The following is a 17,344-nucleotide window of genomic DNA, read 5'->3' on the forward strand; positions in this document are numbered from 1 at the left end:
ACAATTAAACGATTTTAACGATTAAACGAATAAACCAAATAATTGAAAACAAGAATTGCCATTAATGGATTTGGAAGAATCGGGAGAAATTTATTCCGCCTTCTTTTAGATCATCCCGAAATAGAAGTCGTTGCTATAAATGACATTGCAGACAACAAAACCATGTCACATTTAATAAAATATGACAGTATTCATGGCGTTTTGAAAGCTGAAGTAAGTCATGACGAAAATAGCATTATTGTAGACGGTAGGCATTTTTTCTTTTTTCATGAAAAAAATATTGCAAACATAGACTGGAAATCGCATTCGATTGATATTGTAATCGAATCGACAGGTAAATATAAAACGCACGAAGAATTAAATGCGCATCTTGAAGCTGGAGCAAAAAAAGTAATCCTTTCTGCTCCATCAGAAGTTGATACTATAAAGACAGTAGTTCTTGGCGTAAACGAACATATTTTGGATGGAAACGAAGATATAGTTTCAAATGCAAGCTGTACTACAAACAACGCTGCTCCGATGATTAAAATCATTGAAGAATTGTGCGGAATTGAACAAGCCTATATTACAACTATACATTCTTTCACGACAGACCAAAGTCTTCATGACCAGCCACATAAGGATTTACGTCGTGCGAGAGGCGCAAGCCAGTCGATTGTTCCAACAACTACAGGTGCAGCTAAGGCATTAACAAAAATTTTTCCTAAATTGCATAATAAAATGGGAGGCTGTGGCATTAGAGTCCCAGTTCCAGACGGTTCATTAACAGACATAACCTTCAATGTAAAACGTGCGGTAAGCATTGAAGAAATAAATAAAGCATTTAAACAAGCCTCAAAAACAAATTTAAAAGGAATATTAGATTATACCGAAGATCCAATTGTTTCGGTTGATGTAATTGGCAACACACATTCTTGTTTATTTGATGCTCAGCTAACTTCGGTTATCGACAAAATGGTAAAAGTTGTGGGTTGGTATGATAATGAGATTGGCTATTCATCAAGATTGATTGATTTAATTTTACTGATAAGAAAATAATAAGATTCATTGTAAAAGCATTGCCATACATGAAATACTGTCTTTTTATTGTTGTTTGTTTTTTTAACTCGTTTTTGTATTCTCAAGCTAAAAAGAATACGGATAGCGTGACCTATTATAACAAGCTAGCCAATTCTAATCTGAACAATAAAAAGTACAATCAGGCAATTTTTTACACAGAAAAATCAATTAATTTTTGTGAAGAAAATGGCAAAAAAGAGAATCTGGCTAATCAGACTTTTAAGCTTGGTAAAATCTATTATAACCAGAGAAAATTTGAAGATGCTTTAAAAAATTTCCACAAAACAGTTTCTTTATTTGACACCTTAAAACCCAGCTGCACAAAAGTTCTGGCCTTGCATTATATTGGCGTGACTAACACGGCTAAAGGAGATTATAAAACAGCTAAAGTTTATTATACAAAAGCTCAAGATTTATTAAAACAGCTGGATATCAAAGACAATGCAGAAGTATTAAATTATCAAAAGGCTTTGGCATTTAAGACTAATAACGATCTTAAATTAGCAGCAAAAACTTTTAAAACAATTACTAAAAAACCAGATAATAACGCAATTATTAAAACAAAAGTTGATGCATACTACCAGCTTGGCTTAATTGAAGGAAAGCTCAAAAGAAATGATTCGGCTATTATATACTTTGACAAAGCATTAGATTATAATTCTAAAATTAATGATCTTCCAAAAAAATCAAAAATTGTTTTAGCGATAAGCCAATATTATAAACAGAATAAAAATTATGATTTGGCGTATTCTTATCTAGATGAACATTATCAGATAGAAAATTATCTTTTAAAACTAAAAAATGCCAAAATTGATTTGGATGAATATGAAAAGTTCAAAAAAAATCAATCTTTAAACAATACCATTAAAAAAGAAAGCGAAGAAAAATTCCAGCTGAAAACCTATCGCTATTCTAAGCTAGTCAGCATTTTAGCGATTGCCTTAATTTCTATTTTATCACTTTTGAGTTTGGCTTTGTACAAAAACAACATTATACGAAACCAAAACAATTTACTGCTTCGCGAAAAAAACAAAGAATTAATTTTAGCCAAAAACAAAGCAGAAAAAGCCTCAAAGGCTCGATCTGAGTTTTTGTCAACTGTAAGCCATGAACTGCGGACACCGTTGAATGCTATTAACGGTATTACCCATATTCTACTAGAAGATAAACCAAAGAAAAAACAGTTGAAATACTTAGAATCTTTAAAATTCTCTGGAAACTACTTAACCACTTTTATCAATGAAATTTTAGAAATTAATAAAATTGATTCAACTAAAGTTGAAGTTGAAAATATCAGCTTTAATTTGAAAGAATTACTTTTTAATATTCAAAGCTCATTAAAAGAACTGGCTACAGCCAACAAAAACTACTTTAATTTAGAAATAGACAAAGCGATTCCTGATAACTTAATTGGAGATCCGACGAAACTATCTCAGATCATTCTTAACTTAATCAACAATGCTTTAAAATTTACTCAAAACGGACATGTAAACGTTATTGCAAAGCTGTATTCTCAGGAAGGAGAAGATGCAACAATTTATTTTGAAATCGTCGATACTGGAATCGGAATTCCCGAAGACAAACTTCAGTCTGTTTTTGAAAGCTTCTCTCAAGGTTCTATCGAGGTAAACAGAAAATATGGAGGAACAGGTCTTGGTCTTACTATTGTAAAAAAATTAATCGAACTTTTAGGAGGCGAAATAAAATTAAAAAGTGAAGTTGGTAAAGGTTCTACTTTTACTTTTAAGCTAAATTTCAAAGTCAACAACGAACCATTGGAAGTAATTGAAGAAGTAAAACCATATAACGACAAACAATTGAAAAACAAATCTATTTTATTGATTGAGGACAACAAAATCAATCAAATGATCACTCGCAAAATGTTAGAAAACAAAAACATAACCTGTGAGATTGTTGACAATGGAGAAGATGCAGTAGAGCTTTTAAAAATCAAACGCTTCGATATGATTTTAATGGATGTCCACCTTCCTGGTATTAACGGAACTACAGCTACTAAATTGATTCGGGAATTTGATAAAACTACTCCTATTATAGCATTGACAGCAATTTCGCTTGACGAAAACCGAGACATGCTTCTTTCTTACGGAATGGATGATGTAATTACAAAACCATTCGTCCCAGATGATTTCTACAGTACTATTGCTAAATTTTTTAATTAGCTAAGTTTCTGAGATGCTAAGACACTAAGGTTCTAAGTTTTCTTTTACATACTCTAAAATTGTAGTATCGAAGTCTTGCTGATGGTTAATGAATGAGCTTTTTATTGGCAAATAATATAATTGATCAACCAATTCAGAGTCTTTTAATCGCACGTAATCTTTCTCGGTTGTAATTATTTTTCTTCCGTTTGCTTTATTTCGAATGGTATCTAAATCTGCATCAGAAAAATGATGATGATCCGGAAAAGTGAGACATTCGTCACTTTCATTCTTTAAATAATCAAAAAACGGTTTGGGTTTTGCAATTCCAGCCAGCAGTAATTTTGGTTCCGATTTGATTTCGCTAACGGCAATTTTTTCATTTTTACCATAAATGACCATATCATAATCTATAAAAGTAAAAAAGACTTGCTGACTGCTTTTCAACTTCAACTTTAATCTAATCTCAGCTTGCTCTTCTTCACTTAAAATTTTAGGGCATTTTGTAACAACCACTATACTGGCTCTTTCTGCTCCGCTCCTACTTTCTCTCAAATTTCCTGTTGGCAGCATAAAATCATCTGAGTATAAATCTCCATAAGAAGTCAGCAAAATATAAAATCCAGCTTTAACTTTTCGGTGCTGATAAGCATCATCTAACAGAATGATTTCAGGTTTTTCATTTTGCGAAAGTAATTGCGTTATTCCATTTGTACGATTGGCATCTACGGCCACCATTACATTTGGAAATTTTTGATAAAATTGAAATGGTTCATCTCCCAGAATTTCAGCATTCGCATTTTCATCGGCCAAAACAAAACCTTCCGATTTTCTTTTATAACCACGGCTTAAAGTCGCTACTTTATATTTATCAGATAATAATCGAATCAAATATTCTATCTGCGGAGTTTTGCCAGTTCCTCCAACGCTCAAATTTCCAACAGCAATAACTGGAAGATCAAATGACGTTGATTTTAAAACTCCTTTATCAAAAAGAAAATTGCGGATTGAAGTGATAAATCCATATAAAATGGCAAATGGGAAAAGTATTTTTCGAAGTAAGTTCATAAAGTTATTTATCTGAATAATGACCCATTGCGGAAACTATAATAACGGTTACGATATCTTCTTCTACCCGATAAATCATTCTATCTTTTTGATTAATTCTTCTAGACCAATATCCATTAAGACTATACTTCAACTCTTCTGGTTGTCCTTCTCCCAAAAAAGGGGTTTCAGTTAGTTCTAGAAGTATTTTTTCAATCTTTTTTATGGTAGCTTTATTTCCAGATTTATAGTGATTTTTCAAATCTTTACGAGCAATATCGTCAAATTCTACAAAATACTTCCCCATATATCATCTGGATTTAATCTTGTCGTTTTTCCTTGTTTAATATTCTCTTCTGCTTTTTTAACTTTTTCAACAAATTCGGCACTATAAACACTTGGCTCCTCATTAACCTGTCCATAACTATCTGTTTCAATAATCTCAATACCATCAAGACCTTTAAAAAAAGCTTCGAACATTTCCATAAATGCTTTTCCCGTCTTCGTGTGTTCGTCAATTTTTATAGTTGTCATAACTTATAAATTTTATATTACAAATGTACTAAATTTGTACTTTTAGTATCAACTATTATTACCATTAGTATAACTAGCTGTTATCAACAAAAAATTGGAAAAAACTTAAAATGAAAATCAAAAATATTATATCTGTTCTTGAAGAAATGGCTCCTTTGGCTTACGCCGAAGATTTTGACAATGTTGGCCTTTTGGTCGGGAACTCAGAAACTGAATGTTCGGGTGTTTTAGTCTGCCACGATGCCTTGGAAAATGTAATTGATGAATCTATTGCAAAAAACTGCAACTTAGTCGTTTGTTTCCACCCTATCTTATTTTCTGGAATCAAAAAAATTACGGGCAAAAATTATGTAGAGCGAGCAATCTTGAAAGCTATCAAAAATGATATTGCCATTTTTGCCGTCCATACAGCGTTGGATAATCATTCGCAAGGCGTAAACAAGATTTTCTGCGACGCTTTAGGATTAACAAACACTAAAATTTTAGTTCCTAAAAATAATTTCATTCAAAAACTAGTTACTTACACTGTTCCAGATAATGCCGATAAAGTTAGAAATGCTTTATTTGAAGCTGGCGCTGGAACAATTGGAAATTACGACAACTGCAGTTTTAATTCTGAAGGAACTGGAACTTACAAAGGAAATTCTGAAAGCAATCCGGTTATTGGCGAACGCCATGAGTTAACCGAAACTCAAGAAATAAAGATTGAAGTTACTTTTGAAAAACATTTACAATCCCGCATTCTAAAAACACTTTTTGCCAATCATATTTATGAAGAAGTCGCTTATGAAATTTATAATCTTGAAAATTCACACCAAAATATTGGTTTAGGAATGGTTGGCGAATTTGAAACTGAAATGGATGAGACAGATTTTCTTCATTTCGTAAAGGAAAAAATGATTGCCGACGGAATTCGTCATTCTGCTTTTTTAGACAAAAAAATAAAAAAAGTTGCTGTTTTAGGAGGTTCTGGAAGTTTTGCAATTAGAAACGCAATAAGTGCCGGAGCTGATGCATTTTTGACTGCCGATTTGAAGTATCACCAGTTTTATGAAGCTGAAAACAAGTTACTTTTGGCAGATATTGGTCATTTTGAGAGCGAACGCTATACAAAAAATTATATTGTTGATTATCTTCGAAAAAAAATTCTTAATTTTGCAATCATTTTATCGGAAGAAAATACAAATCCAGTTAAGTACTTATAAAATATGACGAATACGAAAGAATTAAGTGTTGAGGACAAGTTAAGAGCAATATACGATTTACAGCTTATTGACTCTAGAATTGACGAAATCAGAAACGTTAGAGGAGAACTTCCTTTAGAGGTTGAAGATTTAGAAGATGAAGTTGCAGGTTTGAGCACTCGTTCAGAGAAACTGAAAGGTGAACTTGAAGTGATTGAGGAGCAAATCAAAGCAAAGAAAATTGCTATTGAGGAGCATAAAGAGGTTATCAAGAAGTACACAAAACAACAAGAATCAGTACGTAACAACAGAGAATTTAATTCTTTGACAAAAGAGGTTGAGTTTCAAGAATTAGAAATTCAATTGGCTGAAAAGCAAATCAAAGAAATGAAAGCTTCTATCGAGCACAAAAAAGAAGTTATTTCTAACTTAAAAGAAAAACTTGATGCTAAAAGCTCTCATTTAAAACATAAAAAATCTGAATTAGATGCTATTATGGCTGAAACTCAGAAAGAAGAGACTTTTTTGACTGAGAAATCTGCTGAATATGCTGCACAAATCGAAGACAGATTATTAGCGGCTTACAACAGAATCAGAAGCAGTGTTCGTAATGGATTGGCTGTAGTTTCTATCGAAAGAGGAGCTTCTGCTGGATCTTTCTTCACAATTCCACCTCAAACTCAGGTAGAAATTGCTTCAAGAAAGAAAATCATCACTGATGAGCACTCTGGAAGAATCTTAGTTGATACTCAATTAGCTGAAGAAGAAAAAGAAAAAATGGAACAATTGTTCGCAAAATTCTAAATATCAAGTCCCGATTAAATCGGGACTTTTTTTTGTACTTATTTTTTTGCCACAGATTAAAAAGATTAACACAGATTAAATTATTCTTATGCTGAATAAAATCTTTTTAATCTGTGGCAAAACATTTTTTACCTTTACTAAAATAAAATTTAAGTTTTGGGAATTAAAAAAGGAATTCGTTTCATCACATTAAAATCGGTTGGATCTTATATTAACTTTTTGAGTTATGTGCGTCCACAAAAAGCTACAGAACTTTCGTATGCACTTTTCAGCCAACCTCGAATTGGCCGATTAAAAAAGGAAAAACTTCCAAAAGTTTTGCGACATACAGAAACAGAAATATTTCATCATAATGAACATCATTTCCAAACTTACATTTGGAAAGGAAATGAAACTAAAATTCTTTTAGTTCACGGATGGGAAAGTAATGCCGCCCGCTGGAAAAAAACATTACCTCACCTTCAAAAATCTGGAAGTACTATTATCGCTCTTGATGCACCTGCTCACGGACAAAGCAGCGGAAAAGAATTTAATGTGCCGCTTTATGCCGAATTCATCAATAAAGCAGTAGAAAAATATCAGCCCGAAATTATTATCGGACATTCAATTGGAGGTGCTGCCTGTGTGTATCATCAATATTTATTTCCGAATACAAGTATCAATAAAATGGTTATTCTTGGCGCTCCCTCTGAGCTAAAAACTCTGATTGATAATTATATTTCGATGCTTAGTCTAAATAAAAAAATGTTGCCTCTTTTGGAAAGCAAATTCATAAATCGCTTCAACTTTAAGCTGGAAGATTTTTCAGGACAAAAATTTGCATCAAAAATTACAATTCCTGGTTTTATTGCGCATGATACTGCAGACAAAATTGTTGCTTTTGCAGAAGGAAAAAAAATAGCTCAAGGCTGGAAAAATAGTCAATTTATTGAAACCAGTGGTTTAGGTCACGGAATGCATGATGATGAATTGTATGATAAAGTGATTGAGTTTCTGTTTTCTGAAGTTTCTGAGCCGATAAGACGCTAAGACTCTAAGCTTTTTTAATCTAAAATCTAAAATTAAAATGATTGCTGTAATTTTTGAAGTCATTCCCAACGAGGGAAAGAAAGAAGAATATTTAGATATCGCTGCAAATTTAAAACCCGAATTAAGTCACATTGATGGTTTTATTTCGATAGAAAGATTTCAGAGTCTAGCTGATCCAGGAAAAATTTTGTCTTTATCTTTTTGGAAAGATGAAGAAAGTATTCAGCAATGGAGAAATCTTGAAATGCATCGTGCTGCACAGGCAAAAGGCCGTAATGAAGTTTTTAAAGATTATCATTTACGAATTGCAACTGTAATTCGTGATTATGGAATGTTTGAAAGAAAAGAAACTCCAGAAGATAGCTCGATTTTTCATGATTCGTAAAAAGGCTCAAAGCAACAAAGTTTTTTTTCAAAATCTAAAATCTAAAGTCTAAAGTCTGAAATCTAAAATTCCAAGATGTCTAAACTTTTGTCTACTTTTGCAGTATGGAAGAAAATTTAAAACGTCTTAATAAATTTATTGGTGAAACGGGTTATTGCTCTCGTCGTGAAGCTGATAAATTAATTGAAGAGGGACGCGTAACAATAAATGGCGCTGTGGCTGAAATGGGGACAAAAGTTTCTCCAGATGATGAAATACGTATTAATGGTAAATTAATCGTAGAGAAAAACGAAAAAATGGTTTATCTGGCTTTCAATAAACCTGTCGGAATTGAGTGTACAACTAATCTTGAAGTCAAAAACAATATTGTTGATTATATTAATTACCCAAAACGTATTTTCCCAATTGGAAGATTGGATAAAGCCAGTGAAGGATTAATTTTTATGACCAATGACGGCGATATCGTAAATAAGATTCTTCGTGCTAGAAACAACCACGAAAAAGAATATACGGTTACGGTAAACAAACCAATCACCGAACGTTTTATTCAGCGCATGGGAAATGGTGTGCCGATTTTGGATACTATTACTAAAAAATGTAAAGTAGAACAAATTAGTAAATACACTTTCAAGATCATTTTAACTCAAGGATTAAACCGTCAGATTAGAAGAATGTCTGAATACTTAGGTTATGAAGTTACGGCCTTAAAACGTATTAGAATTATCAATATTTCATTGGATGTTCCAGTTGGAAGATACAGAGATTTAACTGATGCCGAAATAAAAGAGCTGAATCAGTTAATTGAGCCTTCTAGTAAAACTGAAGAAGCGAGTTTCCCTAAAGCTGAAAATTCGGCTTCAAGTGCAACTCCAACTAGAAGAAAAACATTTATATCAAAACATGATCCTCGATTTAAAAAAAGAGGTGATAATAAATAAAGAAATCCCATTCGTTTGAATGGGATTTCTCATTTTATTTCTTTTTATCCAAAAACTCATAATATAAAGCTTTTGACAAGAAACTTGAGTTTTGATAATTCGAAATCAATTCTTCTCGTACTGCTTCAGCATATTTTCCGTCTAAATTATTTTTTTTCAAATATTCGCGACGGATATCATCATTAAAATTCAAACTGCTTAAAAATACGGGCTCCACTCCTTTGTTTACAGAGATATTATAATTAGTTACCAAACTTCCCCAATTGATGTAACTGCACAAAAGAATTGTTCCGTAGAAATACCAAACCATCTGATTGAAAAGATACGCATTCGTTTTTTGTTTTCTGATTTTCTGAAGTGAAACTACCAATCCAATTATAGCTAAGATTAAAAAAGCATAAACTCCAAGTCGTTTGTATGTTAAACCATAAAAAGAAACATATTCTGTATTCTTAATCATGGCGCTTACAATTAAAATGACATTTAGCGCAAGCCAAACTTTTGCTAGATTCTTTAAAGTTTTAGCTTTTTCATCAAAATTGAATCCGCCTTTAAAGTAAAATAGGATTACACCAACTGCCATTAAAATTGAAAAAATCACAGCATTTACACGTTCGTGTGTGTCGGCGCTTAAGTTTGTTTTTTCTACAACTTCAAAAAATTGTTCGTAGTTGTAAGTTCCAATAAAAACTAAAAGCATAATATTCAAGAGAAATAATGTGATTTCTCCACTTTTTCTTTCGAAGTCTAAATCAAGAAAAGAAAATGTACTTTGGCTTTTTACTTCAGAGATATTACTGAATTCATTATTCAGCTTTGGATTGAATTCGTAACAAGCATCTGGAACCCAGTAATTCCAAAAACTGAAAGAAATATAAAATCCTAAAATGCACATTGCAATTAATTGCGGTAGATTGATATCTAACTCATAATCTGTAAATAATGAAGAAAAATGATCGCTTCCGAAAGAGTAAACGATAAAAAACAATCCAAGAAAAATGACTGGAATAACAACAAACGCCACTAATTTTTTAGCAAAATCGTTATGAATTTTTCTTTCTGGAAGCCATTGTTTGAAGATAAAGATTCGCCCTATCGAAGCAAATCCGTTTAAGATTATTAATGGAAAGATTTGTATCGTTTTGAGTTCGCCGTCTTGCGTTTTAAACTGTAAAAACAAAATTGATAATGCTAAGGCAAAAAACGATGCTGCATCTCCATACCAAGCAAAGGCAAAACATGACAAAATAGAAGTCATTACCAAAATAAGATGTGATCTGTCTACTAACTTTTCTTGAAAGAAATAACTAATTAAAAGCGTTAGCAAAACGCCAAAAATAGAAATATTGATTCCAACAGATTCGTTGTAAAAAAGCAGAATAAAAACTGCTGTACATGCGAAGATAATTTGATGTTTTTTCATGATTTTAATTTTTAAAAGTACTTTGCAATTCAAAGTTTTTAGATAAAAAATTTTAGTTTCTAAGATTTCATTAATTTTTCGAGGTAAGAAAGGTGCTCTTTAAACGCCGCGCGGCCAAGCGGTGTTACCTGATAAGATGTTTTTGGCTTTTTACCCACAAATTCTTTCTTAATCTCGATATATTCAGATTTCTCTAATGCAGAAGAATGACTTGCTAAATTACCATCTGTGATATTCAAAAGCGTTTTCATCTCGGTAAAATCTACCCAGTCGTTAACCATCAGAACGGACATAATACCCAATCTGACACGGCTTTCGAAATCTTTATTTAGTTTATCAATAATTCCCATTCAATTATTTGTATTTTTTGAACATTACCAATCCGTATAAGATATGCAGGATTCCGAATCCGAGAATCCAGAACAGCAATCCATATCCTATATAGAAAAGAGCAATTAATCCCAAACAAAGTTCGCAGAAACCTAAATATTTTACATCAGAAAAAGTATATTTTTCTGCATTAATAAGCGCTAAACCATAAAAAAGCAAAGTCGATGGCGCAACCAATCCGAAGTAACCGTGATACATCATTGCCAGACAAAACACACCTCCTGCAAACAAAGGTACTGTTAAGTTGAATAGCATTTTTTTTGTTGCAGATGTCCAGATTGGCAAATTGTATTTTCGGCTTTTTCTAATAGTGAAAAAGATTCCGAATGCAAATGCGCAAACCAAAATTATGATTCCGATCCAGAAAAGCTCTGATACCAGATTTGCTGAATATAATCTGTGCTCATCATTCAGATAATCCATTCCATTTGCTTTAAAAAGCTGGTAAATATAGATTCCACCAATTAAAGCCGAAAGACCCGCGAAAACTCCTGAAAGTCCGCTTAATGATATAAATCTGGAAGAACGCTCCATCATGGAGCGAATATGTGCTAAATCTTCTTGGTGCTTTTGATTCATAATTAAAGTACTTTGCACTACAAAGTTATTATTTATTTTGGAATGGCAAATAAAAAAGCAAAAAATATTTATGATAGTAATTAGTCGAAAAAAAACGTTCTTGCTACACGTGATTGCGTGAGGGATAGAAGCTAGCTACCGAAGTAGCGCGGATAGCCCGACCGTGTTTGCAAAAAGGCGCAAATATGCACAAAGTTTGGAAGCGCCTTTTTGCAAACACGGTCACGCCCAAATTATAAAAACAAAAAAGCCCATTCTTAACGAATAGGCTTTATATATTATTTAAAGTTTTAGAACCATCTTCTGCGTTTGAATAAAAAGACTCCAAAAGTAGATAGAATTATGGAGACTAAAAGTAAGATCCAGATTCCGTATTTGCTTTCTTCTAATCCGTTTGGGACATTCATTCCGTACAAACTGGCAATTAGGGTTGGAATCATAAGAATGATTGAAATTGACGTCATTTGCTTCATGATATTATTCATATTGTTTGAAATTACCGAAGCATAAGCATCCATCATTCCTGTTAAGATGTTGTTGTAAATATTGGCAGTGTCTTGCGCCTGATTTAATTCGATTTCGACATCTTCCAATAATTCTGGATCGTAACTAGCTTTGTGGGCTTTTAAGTTTTTGATTCTTTGAAATAAAACGTCATTTGCTTTTAGAGAAGTAATGAAGAATACAAAACATTTTTCGATTTGAAGCAAAGCTTGCAATTCTTCATTTTTGATTGATTTTTCTAAATTATCTTCTGCCAGTTTTATTTTATGATTGATTTGTTTCAAGTATTTTAAATACCAAACGCTTGATGATAAAAGCAATCTTAAAACCAAATTGAAATTATCTTCTATTTCGATGCTTTTGCGCTGTGAATAAGCAACAAAATCTTTAATTATTTCTGTTTTATAAAAACTGATGGTAACACAGATATCGTCTTTAAAAATAATTCCAAGCGGTACAGTATGAAAAGGAATTTTGACATCGCCACTTTTAATAGGAATACGCATAATAATCAAAGTCCAGCCGTCTTCGATTTCGATACGAGGTCGTTCGTCTATATCCTCAATATCATTGTAAAAAGCTTCGGGAACCTGAAGTTCTTCCAGCAAGTAATTTTTATCTGATTCTGTTGGAGATTCGATGTGAATCCAGCAATTTGAAGTCCATTTTTGGATTTCTACCAATCCGTTGTTGTTTGTGTAAAAGGCTTTCATTTCAAAATACAGGTTTTTAACGCAGCATTTTGAAATTTCAAAAGCTGCTTAATTTAATACTAACGAATAATAATAATCGTCCATTTGGAGAAGTGTTATTTTTTTTAAGTGCTGCAAAAGTATCCTTTATTTTTAAGAACCAAAACTTTAAATTATTAATTATATATTAAAAACAACAAAACCCGTTCGTTTGAACGGGTTTTGAATATTATTCAGAAAGAAATTATTGATTTCTTGCGCTTCTCATTTTTCTAGCTAAAAGTGTGTTTTTAAGTAACATTGCAATTGTCATTGGTCCTACTCCACCTGGAACTGGCGTAATGAACGATGCTTTTTTGCTTACTTCGTCAAAATCAACGTCACCTTTGATAACATATCCTTTTGGATTTGAAGCGTCATCTACGCGTGTAATTCCAACGTCGATAACTGTTACTCCTTCTTTTACCATATCTGCTTTTAAGAATTCTGGAACTCCTAAAGCTGTGATAATGATATCTGCATTTTTAGTGAATTCTGCTAAGTCTTTAGTACGGCTGTGCGTTAATGTAACTGTTGAATCTCCAGGATTTCCTTTACGGCTCATTAAGATACTCATCGGACGTCCTACGATGTGGCTTCTACCAATTACAACGGTATGTTTTCCTGAAGTTTCAACTTTATAACGCTCTAACAGTTCCATAATTCCGAATGGTGTTGCTGGGATAAAGCTTTCCATTTCCAAAGCCATTCTACCAAAGTTCGTTGGGTGAAATCCGTCAACATCTTTATCTGGATCGATTGCTAATAGAATTTTTTGCTCATCGATATGTTTTGGCAACGGCAGTTGAACGATGTATCCGTCTAGATTATCATCTTCGTTCAATTCTTTAATTTTAGCCAATAATTCATCTTCGGTAATCGTTTCTGGCAAAGCAACTAAAGTTGAATCGAAACCAATTTCTTGGCATGATTTCACTTTACTTCCCACGTAAGTTAAACTTGCTCCGTTGTTACCCACTAAAACTGCTGCTAAATGAGGCACTTTTCCTCCAGCTGCTTTTATAGATTGAACTTCGGCTGCAATTTCGTTTTTAATGTCGTTAGATGTTTTTTTACCGTCTAGTAGCTGCATTGTGTGTTGTTTATTTTTGTTTCAGGTTTAAAGTTTCAAGTTACGAAACTTCATTTTTTATGTAATTAAAAAAGTTTCAAATTTCAGTCTCATAACTTGAAACCTGAAACTTGAAACTTTAAATTTTATTATCTCGGCATTCCTCCCGGCATCCCTTTCATACCTCCCATCATTTTCATCAGATTTTTTCCGCCTGGACCTTGCATCATCTTCATCATCTTGCTCATTTGGTCAAACTGTTTCATCAGCTGATTTACCTGCTCGACTTTAGTTCCCGAACCTTTTGCGATTCTGGCTTTTCTTTTTACGTCGATAATCGCTGGTTTGCTTCTTTCTCCAGGTGTCATCGAATAAATGATTGCTTCGATATGTTTGAAGGCATCGTCTTCGATTTCTACATCTTTCATGGCTTTTGAAGCTCCTGGTATCATTCCAACCAAGTCTTTCATATTACCCATTTTCTTTACTTGCTGAATCTGCGTTAAGAAATCGTCAAAACCGAATTCGTTTTTAGCGATTTTCTTTTGAAGTTTTCTTGCTTCTTCTTCGTCAAATTGTTCTTGAGCTCTTTCAACAAGAGACACAACGTCTCCCATTCCTAAGATACGCTCAGCCATACGTTCTGGATAGAAAACATCAATTGCTTCCATTTTCTCTCCAGTACCAACAAATTTAATTGGTTTGTTTACAATCGATTTGATTGAAAGTGCAGCTCCACCACGAGTATCACCATCTAATTTCGTTAAAATAACTCCATCAAAATTTAAGATATCGTTGAAAGCTTTTGCTGTATTTACAGCATCTTGTCCTGTCATAGAATCTACAACGAACAATGTTTCTTGTGGCTGAATTGCTTTGTGTACACGTGCAATTTCGTCCATCATTTCCTGATCTACTGCTAAACGTCCAGCTGTATCGACGATAACAACATTGAATCCGTTTGCTTTAGCATGTTTAATTGCATTTTGAGCAATTTCTACAGGATTTTTATTCTCTGGTTCTGAGTAAACCTCAACACCTATTTGGTCTCCAACAACATGCAACTGATTGATCGCCGCTGGACGATAGATATCACACGCTACAAGAAGTGGTTTCTTGTTTTTCTTTGTTTTTAAGAAGTTAGCTAATTTTCCTGAGAAAGTAGTTTTACCAGAACCTTGAAGTCCTGACATCAAAATTACAGTTGGATTTCCTGATAAGTTTACACCAGCAACATCTCCACCCATTAATTCTGTCAACTCATCTTTTACCAGTTTTACTAATAATTGTCCTGGCTGTAAGGTTGTCAATACGTCCTGTCCAATTGCTTTGTCTTTTACTCTTGCCGTAAAATCTTTAGCAATTTTAAAGTTAACGTCGGCATCAAGTAAGGCACGACGAACTTCTTTTAAGGTATCGGCAACGTTTACTTCTGTAATTTTACCGTGTCCTTTTAATATATGGAACGCTTTATCTAACTTATCACTTAAATTATCAAACATATCTTTTTGTTTATTTGAAGTGCAAAGATAATCTAATTAGATATTTCAGGCAATTTATTTTTTAAGGTTCAAAGTTGCAAAGTAACAAAGTCTCAAAGTTTTTTCTTTGCCACGAATTACACTAATTTCTCGAGTTATTTTTCTCTCGCAGATTTAGCAGATCAAAACAGATTCTCTATTCTTAAAATAAAAATAATCTGCAAAATCAGCTAAATCTGCGAGAGATTTTTTTTTGCGTCTTAGTGTTTTTGTGGCAAAAGAAAAAGGCGCAAGAAGAAAAACCTCTGCGCCTTTGTAACTTTGTTCCTTTGAACCTTTATTTTAGAATTGGAAATATATGAAAGGTTGCGAACCAGCAACCGCTGTTGCATAAACTATCCAATATACGAATCCTAAAATTATCGCTTTTATTAATAACGGTGTTTTATCAAAAATAGATTTCATTCCGTTTGTGAACGATTCTGGCAAGAAATGCCAAACGTAACCGAACAGCATTAATCCGAATACATTTTTATATCCAAGAACAATTGTTTTCCAAAGTTCTGGTTCGAATGTTAATTGTCCGATATTATTAATTACTTGTAATGCTGTTTCAAAATCTCTTGCGCGGAAGAAAATCCAACAAAAAACCACAAAATGGAATGTGATTACGATTGAGAAAAATCTCCATAAGAAATTCGGGGTTTTATCTTTCTTCGAAGGAAAAAATTCCATGAATATTTTATGAACTGCTAATGCTAATCCGTGAAGTGCTCCCCAAACAATAAATTGCGCTCCTGCTCCATGCCACAAACCTCCTAAAAGCATTGTGGTAAACAAGTTAAAATTGGTTACTAAAGTTTGTTTTATTTTGCTTGAAAGTAAAAATGACAAAGCGAAAATTAAAATACTTACTCCTGCAATAACAAGCGGAATTATACTTTCATTATAACAAGACATTCCCCAAAGCAATAATCCGAAGAAAAATAAACTTGGGAATAAATATCCTGCGAAAGAGCCTTCTCTATTTCCTCCAATCGAAATGTATAAAAAGTCTTTTAACCAAGTCGAAAGCGAAATATGCCATCTTCTCCAGAAATCGGTAATCGAAGTTGATTTATATGGTGTTCTAAAGTTGACCGGTAGTTTAAATCCAAGCAATAATGCAATACCAATTGCCATATCTGAATATCCTGAGAAATCACAATAAATCTGAATTGCATATCCGTACGAAGCCATTAAGTTTTCAAACGAAGTATAACTCATTGGCGTATCAAAAACACGATCGACAAAGTTTACTGAGATATAATTTGAGATTACGGTTTTCTTGATTAAACCTCCAATAATCAAAAACAAAGCATTGTTTACATCTTGTTTTGTCAAATTTAATTTTTGGTAAATCTGAGGCAAGAAATCTTTTGCGCGTACAATTGGCCCCGCAACTAATTGAGGGAAGAATGATACGAAGAATAAATATTCGATGTAATTTTTTGTCGGTTTAATTTCTTCTCTATAAATCTCAATAATATAACTCATCGATTGGAACGTGTAAAACGAAATTCCAACAGGAAGGAAAACATTATGAAGCGCAAAGTTGCCATGAAACATATCGTTGTAGGTTACAATCAAAAAGTTCATGTATTTGAAATAGCCCAAAAGTGCCAAATTCAAAATGACACTTATCACCAAGTAAAATTTCTTAACGCTGTCTCTGCTTTCTCTATAAATAATCTGGCTCAAACCATAATCTACAACCGATGAAAGCAACAAAAGCAAGAAGTAAATTCCGCTTGATTTATAATAAAAGAATAATGAGAAGAGAATAACATACGTTAATCTCAAATAAAATGTTTTGCGTAAAAAACCATACACAAAATAGAAAACCAGAAATAAACCTAAGAATAAACCGGTATTGAATAAAAGTTTTTCGTCTTCATTGTAAACAAACCAACTTTTAACTTGTTCTATTGTAATTGCACCAAAGTTTTGAATAAACCAATTATTAATGCTATCTATTGTTGTCAA

At 32.9% G+C, this 17,344-nt stretch carries 17 protein-coding genes; 7 read left to right on the forward strand and 10 right to left on the reverse strand.

All coding sequences use genetic code 11. The features are described from left to right. Positions 1-42 precede the first annotated feature (42 nt). Positions 43-1,038, forward strand: a complete 996-nt coding sequence (gene gap, locus ABXT06_RS13530) for a type I glyceraldehyde-3-phosphate dehydrogenase (protein WP_354591217.1) — start codon at positions 43-45, stop codon at positions 1,036-1,038. A gap of 29 nt (positions 1,039-1,067) precedes the next feature. Continuing rightward, positions 1,068-3,239 (forward strand): tetratricopeptide repeat-containing hybrid sensor histidine kinase/response regulator, encoded by a 2,172-nt coding sequence (locus ABXT06_RS13535; protein ID WP_354591218.1) that lies wholly within the window; start codon positions 1,068-1,070, stop codon positions 3,237-3,239. A 24-nt stretch (positions 3,240-3,263) separates the two neighbouring features. Here the strand turns inward: ABXT06_RS13535 and lpxK are convergent, their stop codons facing one another. Genes lpxK through ABXT06_RS13550 form a run of 3 tightly spaced genes read right to left on the reverse strand, consistent with a single transcriptional unit; the run spans position 3,264 to position 4,799 of the window. Continuing rightward, complete coding sequence (lpxK, locus tag ABXT06_RS13540) at positions 3,264-4,286, reverse strand: tetraacyldisaccharide 4'-kinase (RefSeq protein WP_354591219.1); 1,023 nt, start codon at positions 4,284-4,286, stop codon at positions 3,264-3,266. A 4-nt stretch (positions 4,287-4,290) separates the two neighbouring features. Next, complete coding sequence (locus ABXT06_RS13545) at positions 4,291-4,572, reverse strand: Txe/YoeB family addiction module toxin (RefSeq protein WP_354591220.1); 282 nt, start codon at positions 4,570-4,572, stop codon at positions 4,291-4,293. Then, complete coding sequence (locus tag ABXT06_RS13550) at positions 4,554-4,799, reverse strand: DUF2683 family protein (protein ID WP_354591221.1); 246 nt, start codon at positions 4,797-4,799, stop codon at positions 4,554-4,556. Before ABXT06_RS13550 ends, ABXT06_RS13545 begins: the two co-directional genes overlap by 19 nt. A gap of 110 nt (positions 4,800-4,909) precedes the next feature. Between ABXT06_RS13550 and ABXT06_RS13555 the strand changes: the two genes are divergently transcribed. From ABXT06_RS13555 to rluF, 5 genes are all read left to right on the forward strand, one after another. Continuing rightward, entirely contained in the window at positions 4,910-6,004 is a 1,095-nt protein-coding gene (locus ABXT06_RS13555; protein ID WP_354591222.1) for a Nif3-like dinuclear metal center hexameric protein, read from the forward strand. A 3-nt stretch (positions 6,005-6,007) separates the two neighbouring features. Beyond that, positions 6,008-6,787: a zinc ribbon domain-containing protein gene (locus ABXT06_RS13560; RefSeq protein ID WP_091496387.1), complete on the forward strand. Its 780-nt coding sequence runs from the start codon at positions 6,008-6,010 to the stop codon at positions 6,785-6,787. A 156-nt stretch (positions 6,788-6,943) separates the two neighbouring features. Next, positions 6,944-7,816: an alpha/beta fold hydrolase gene (locus ABXT06_RS13565; protein ID WP_354591223.1), complete on the forward strand. Its 873-nt coding sequence runs from the start codon at positions 6,944-6,946 to the stop codon at positions 7,814-7,816. Positions 7,817-7,853: 37 nt separating this feature from the next. After that, positions 7,854-8,201 (forward strand): antibiotic biosynthesis monooxygenase family protein, encoded by a 348-nt coding sequence (locus ABXT06_RS13570; RefSeq protein ID WP_354591224.1) that lies wholly within the window; start codon positions 7,854-7,856, stop codon positions 8,199-8,201. Between the two features lie 104 nt (positions 8,202-8,305). Continuing rightward, the gene (rluF, locus tag ABXT06_RS13575) at positions 8,306-9,139 is read left to right on the forward strand and encodes a 23S rRNA pseudouridine(2604) synthase RluF (RefSeq protein ID WP_354591225.1); all 834 of its coding nucleotides are present in this window, start codon (positions 8,306-8,308) and stop codon (positions 9,137-9,139) included. A 34-nt stretch (positions 9,140-9,173) separates the two neighbouring features. On the opposite strand, the gene ABXT06_RS13580 is transcribed toward rluF, so the two are convergent. The 7 genes from ABXT06_RS13580 to ABXT06_RS13610 form a co-directional block, all read right to left on the reverse strand. Then, a complete protein-coding gene (locus tag ABXT06_RS13580; protein WP_354591226.1) occupies positions 9,174-10,562 on the reverse strand; it encodes a DUF4153 domain-containing protein in 1,389 nt (462 codons plus the stop codon). Positions 10,563-10,621: 59 nt separating this feature from the next. Continuing rightward, positions 10,622-10,912 (reverse strand): winged helix-turn-helix domain-containing protein, encoded by a 291-nt coding sequence (locus ABXT06_RS13585; protein ID WP_008464519.1) that lies wholly within the window; start codon positions 10,910-10,912, stop codon positions 10,622-10,624. Between the two features lie 4 nt (positions 10,913-10,916). Continuing rightward, positions 10,917-11,531 carry a hypothetical protein gene (locus ABXT06_RS13590; protein ID WP_354591227.1) on the reverse strand — a complete coding sequence of 205 codons (615 nt, stop codon included), beginning with the start codon at positions 11,529-11,531 and terminating at the stop codon, positions 10,917-10,919. A 290-nt stretch (positions 11,532-11,821) separates the two neighbouring features. Next, complete coding sequence (locus tag ABXT06_RS13595) at positions 11,822-12,748, reverse strand: magnesium transporter CorA family protein (RefSeq protein ID WP_354591228.1); 927 nt, start codon at positions 12,746-12,748, stop codon at positions 11,822-11,824. A gap of 223 nt (positions 12,749-12,971) precedes the next feature. Next, positions 12,972-13,859, reverse strand: coding sequence for a bifunctional 5,10-methylenetetrahydrofolate dehydrogenase/5,10-methenyltetrahydrofolate cyclohydrolase (locus tag ABXT06_RS13600; RefSeq protein WP_354591229.1), 888 nt, complete (start codon positions 13,857-13,859; stop codon positions 12,972-12,974). A 128-nt stretch (positions 13,860-13,987) separates the two neighbouring features. Next, the gene (gene ffh / locus ABXT06_RS13605) at positions 13,988-15,340 is read right to left on the reverse strand and encodes a signal recognition particle protein (protein WP_026727748.1); all 1,353 of its coding nucleotides are present in this window, start codon (positions 15,338-15,340) and stop codon (positions 13,988-13,990) included. Positions 15,341-15,661: 321 nt separating this feature from the next. Next, positions 15,662-17,344, reverse strand: coding sequence for an MBOAT family O-acyltransferase (locus ABXT06_RS13610; protein ID WP_354591230.1), 1,683 nt, complete (start codon positions 17,342-17,344; stop codon positions 15,662-15,664).

Origin of the sequence: Flavobacterium sp. UW10123, assembly GCF_040538975.1 — a bacterium.
Classification (GTDB): domain Bacteria; phylum Bacteroidota; class Bacteroidia; order Flavobacteriales; family Flavobacteriaceae; genus Flavobacterium.

Excerpts from the sequence above, each read along its gene's own strand:
- ABXT06_RS13535 (WP_354591218.1), top strand. The coding sequence starts at position 1,068 with ATGAAATACTGTCTTTTTATTGTTGTTTGTTTTTTTAACTCGTTTTTG.
- lpxK (WP_354591219.1), bottom strand. The coding sequence starts at position 4,286 with ATGAACTTACTTCGAAAAATACTTTTCCCATTTGCCATTTTATATGGA.
- ABXT06_RS13545 (WP_354591220.1), bottom strand. The coding sequence starts at position 4,572 with ATGGGGAAGTATTTTGTAGAATTTGACGATATTGCTCGTAAAGATTTG.
- ABXT06_RS13550 (WP_354591221.1), bottom strand. The coding sequence starts at position 4,799 with ATGACAACTATAAAAATTGACGAACACACGAAGACGGGAAAAGCATTT.
- ABXT06_RS13555 (WP_354591222.1), top strand. The coding sequence starts at position 4,910 with ATGAAAATCAAAAATATTATATCTGTTCTTGAAGAAATGGCTCCTTTG.
- ABXT06_RS13560 (WP_091496387.1), top strand. The coding sequence starts at position 6,008 with ATGACGAATACGAAAGAATTAAGTGTTGAGGACAAGTTAAGAGCAATA.
- ABXT06_RS13570 (WP_354591224.1), top strand. The coding sequence starts at position 7,854 with ATGATTGCTGTAATTTTTGAAGTCATTCCCAACGAGGGAAAGAAAGAA.
- rluF (WP_354591225.1), top strand. The coding sequence starts at position 8,306 with ATGGAAGAAAATTTAAAACGTCTTAATAAATTTATTGGTGAAACGGGT.
- ABXT06_RS13580 (WP_354591226.1), bottom strand. The coding sequence starts at position 10,562 with ATGAAAAAACATCAAATTATCTTCGCATGTACAGCAGTTTTTATTCTG.
- ABXT06_RS13585 (WP_008464519.1), bottom strand. The coding sequence starts at position 10,912 with ATGGGAATTATTGATAAACTAAATAAAGATTTCGAAAGCCGTGTCAGA.
- ABXT06_RS13590 (WP_354591227.1), bottom strand. The coding sequence starts at position 11,531 with ATGAATCAAAAGCACCAAGAAGATTTAGCACATATTCGCTCCATGATG.
- ABXT06_RS13595 (WP_354591228.1), bottom strand. The coding sequence starts at position 12,748 with ATGAAAGCCTTTTACACAAACAACAACGGATTGGTAGAAATCCAAAAA.
- ABXT06_RS13600 (WP_354591229.1), bottom strand. The coding sequence starts at position 13,859 with ATGCAGCTACTAGACGGTAAAAAAACATCTAACGACATTAAAAACGAA.
- ffh (WP_026727748.1), bottom strand. The coding sequence starts at position 15,340 with ATGTTTGATAATTTAAGTGATAAGTTAGATAAAGCGTTCCATATATTA.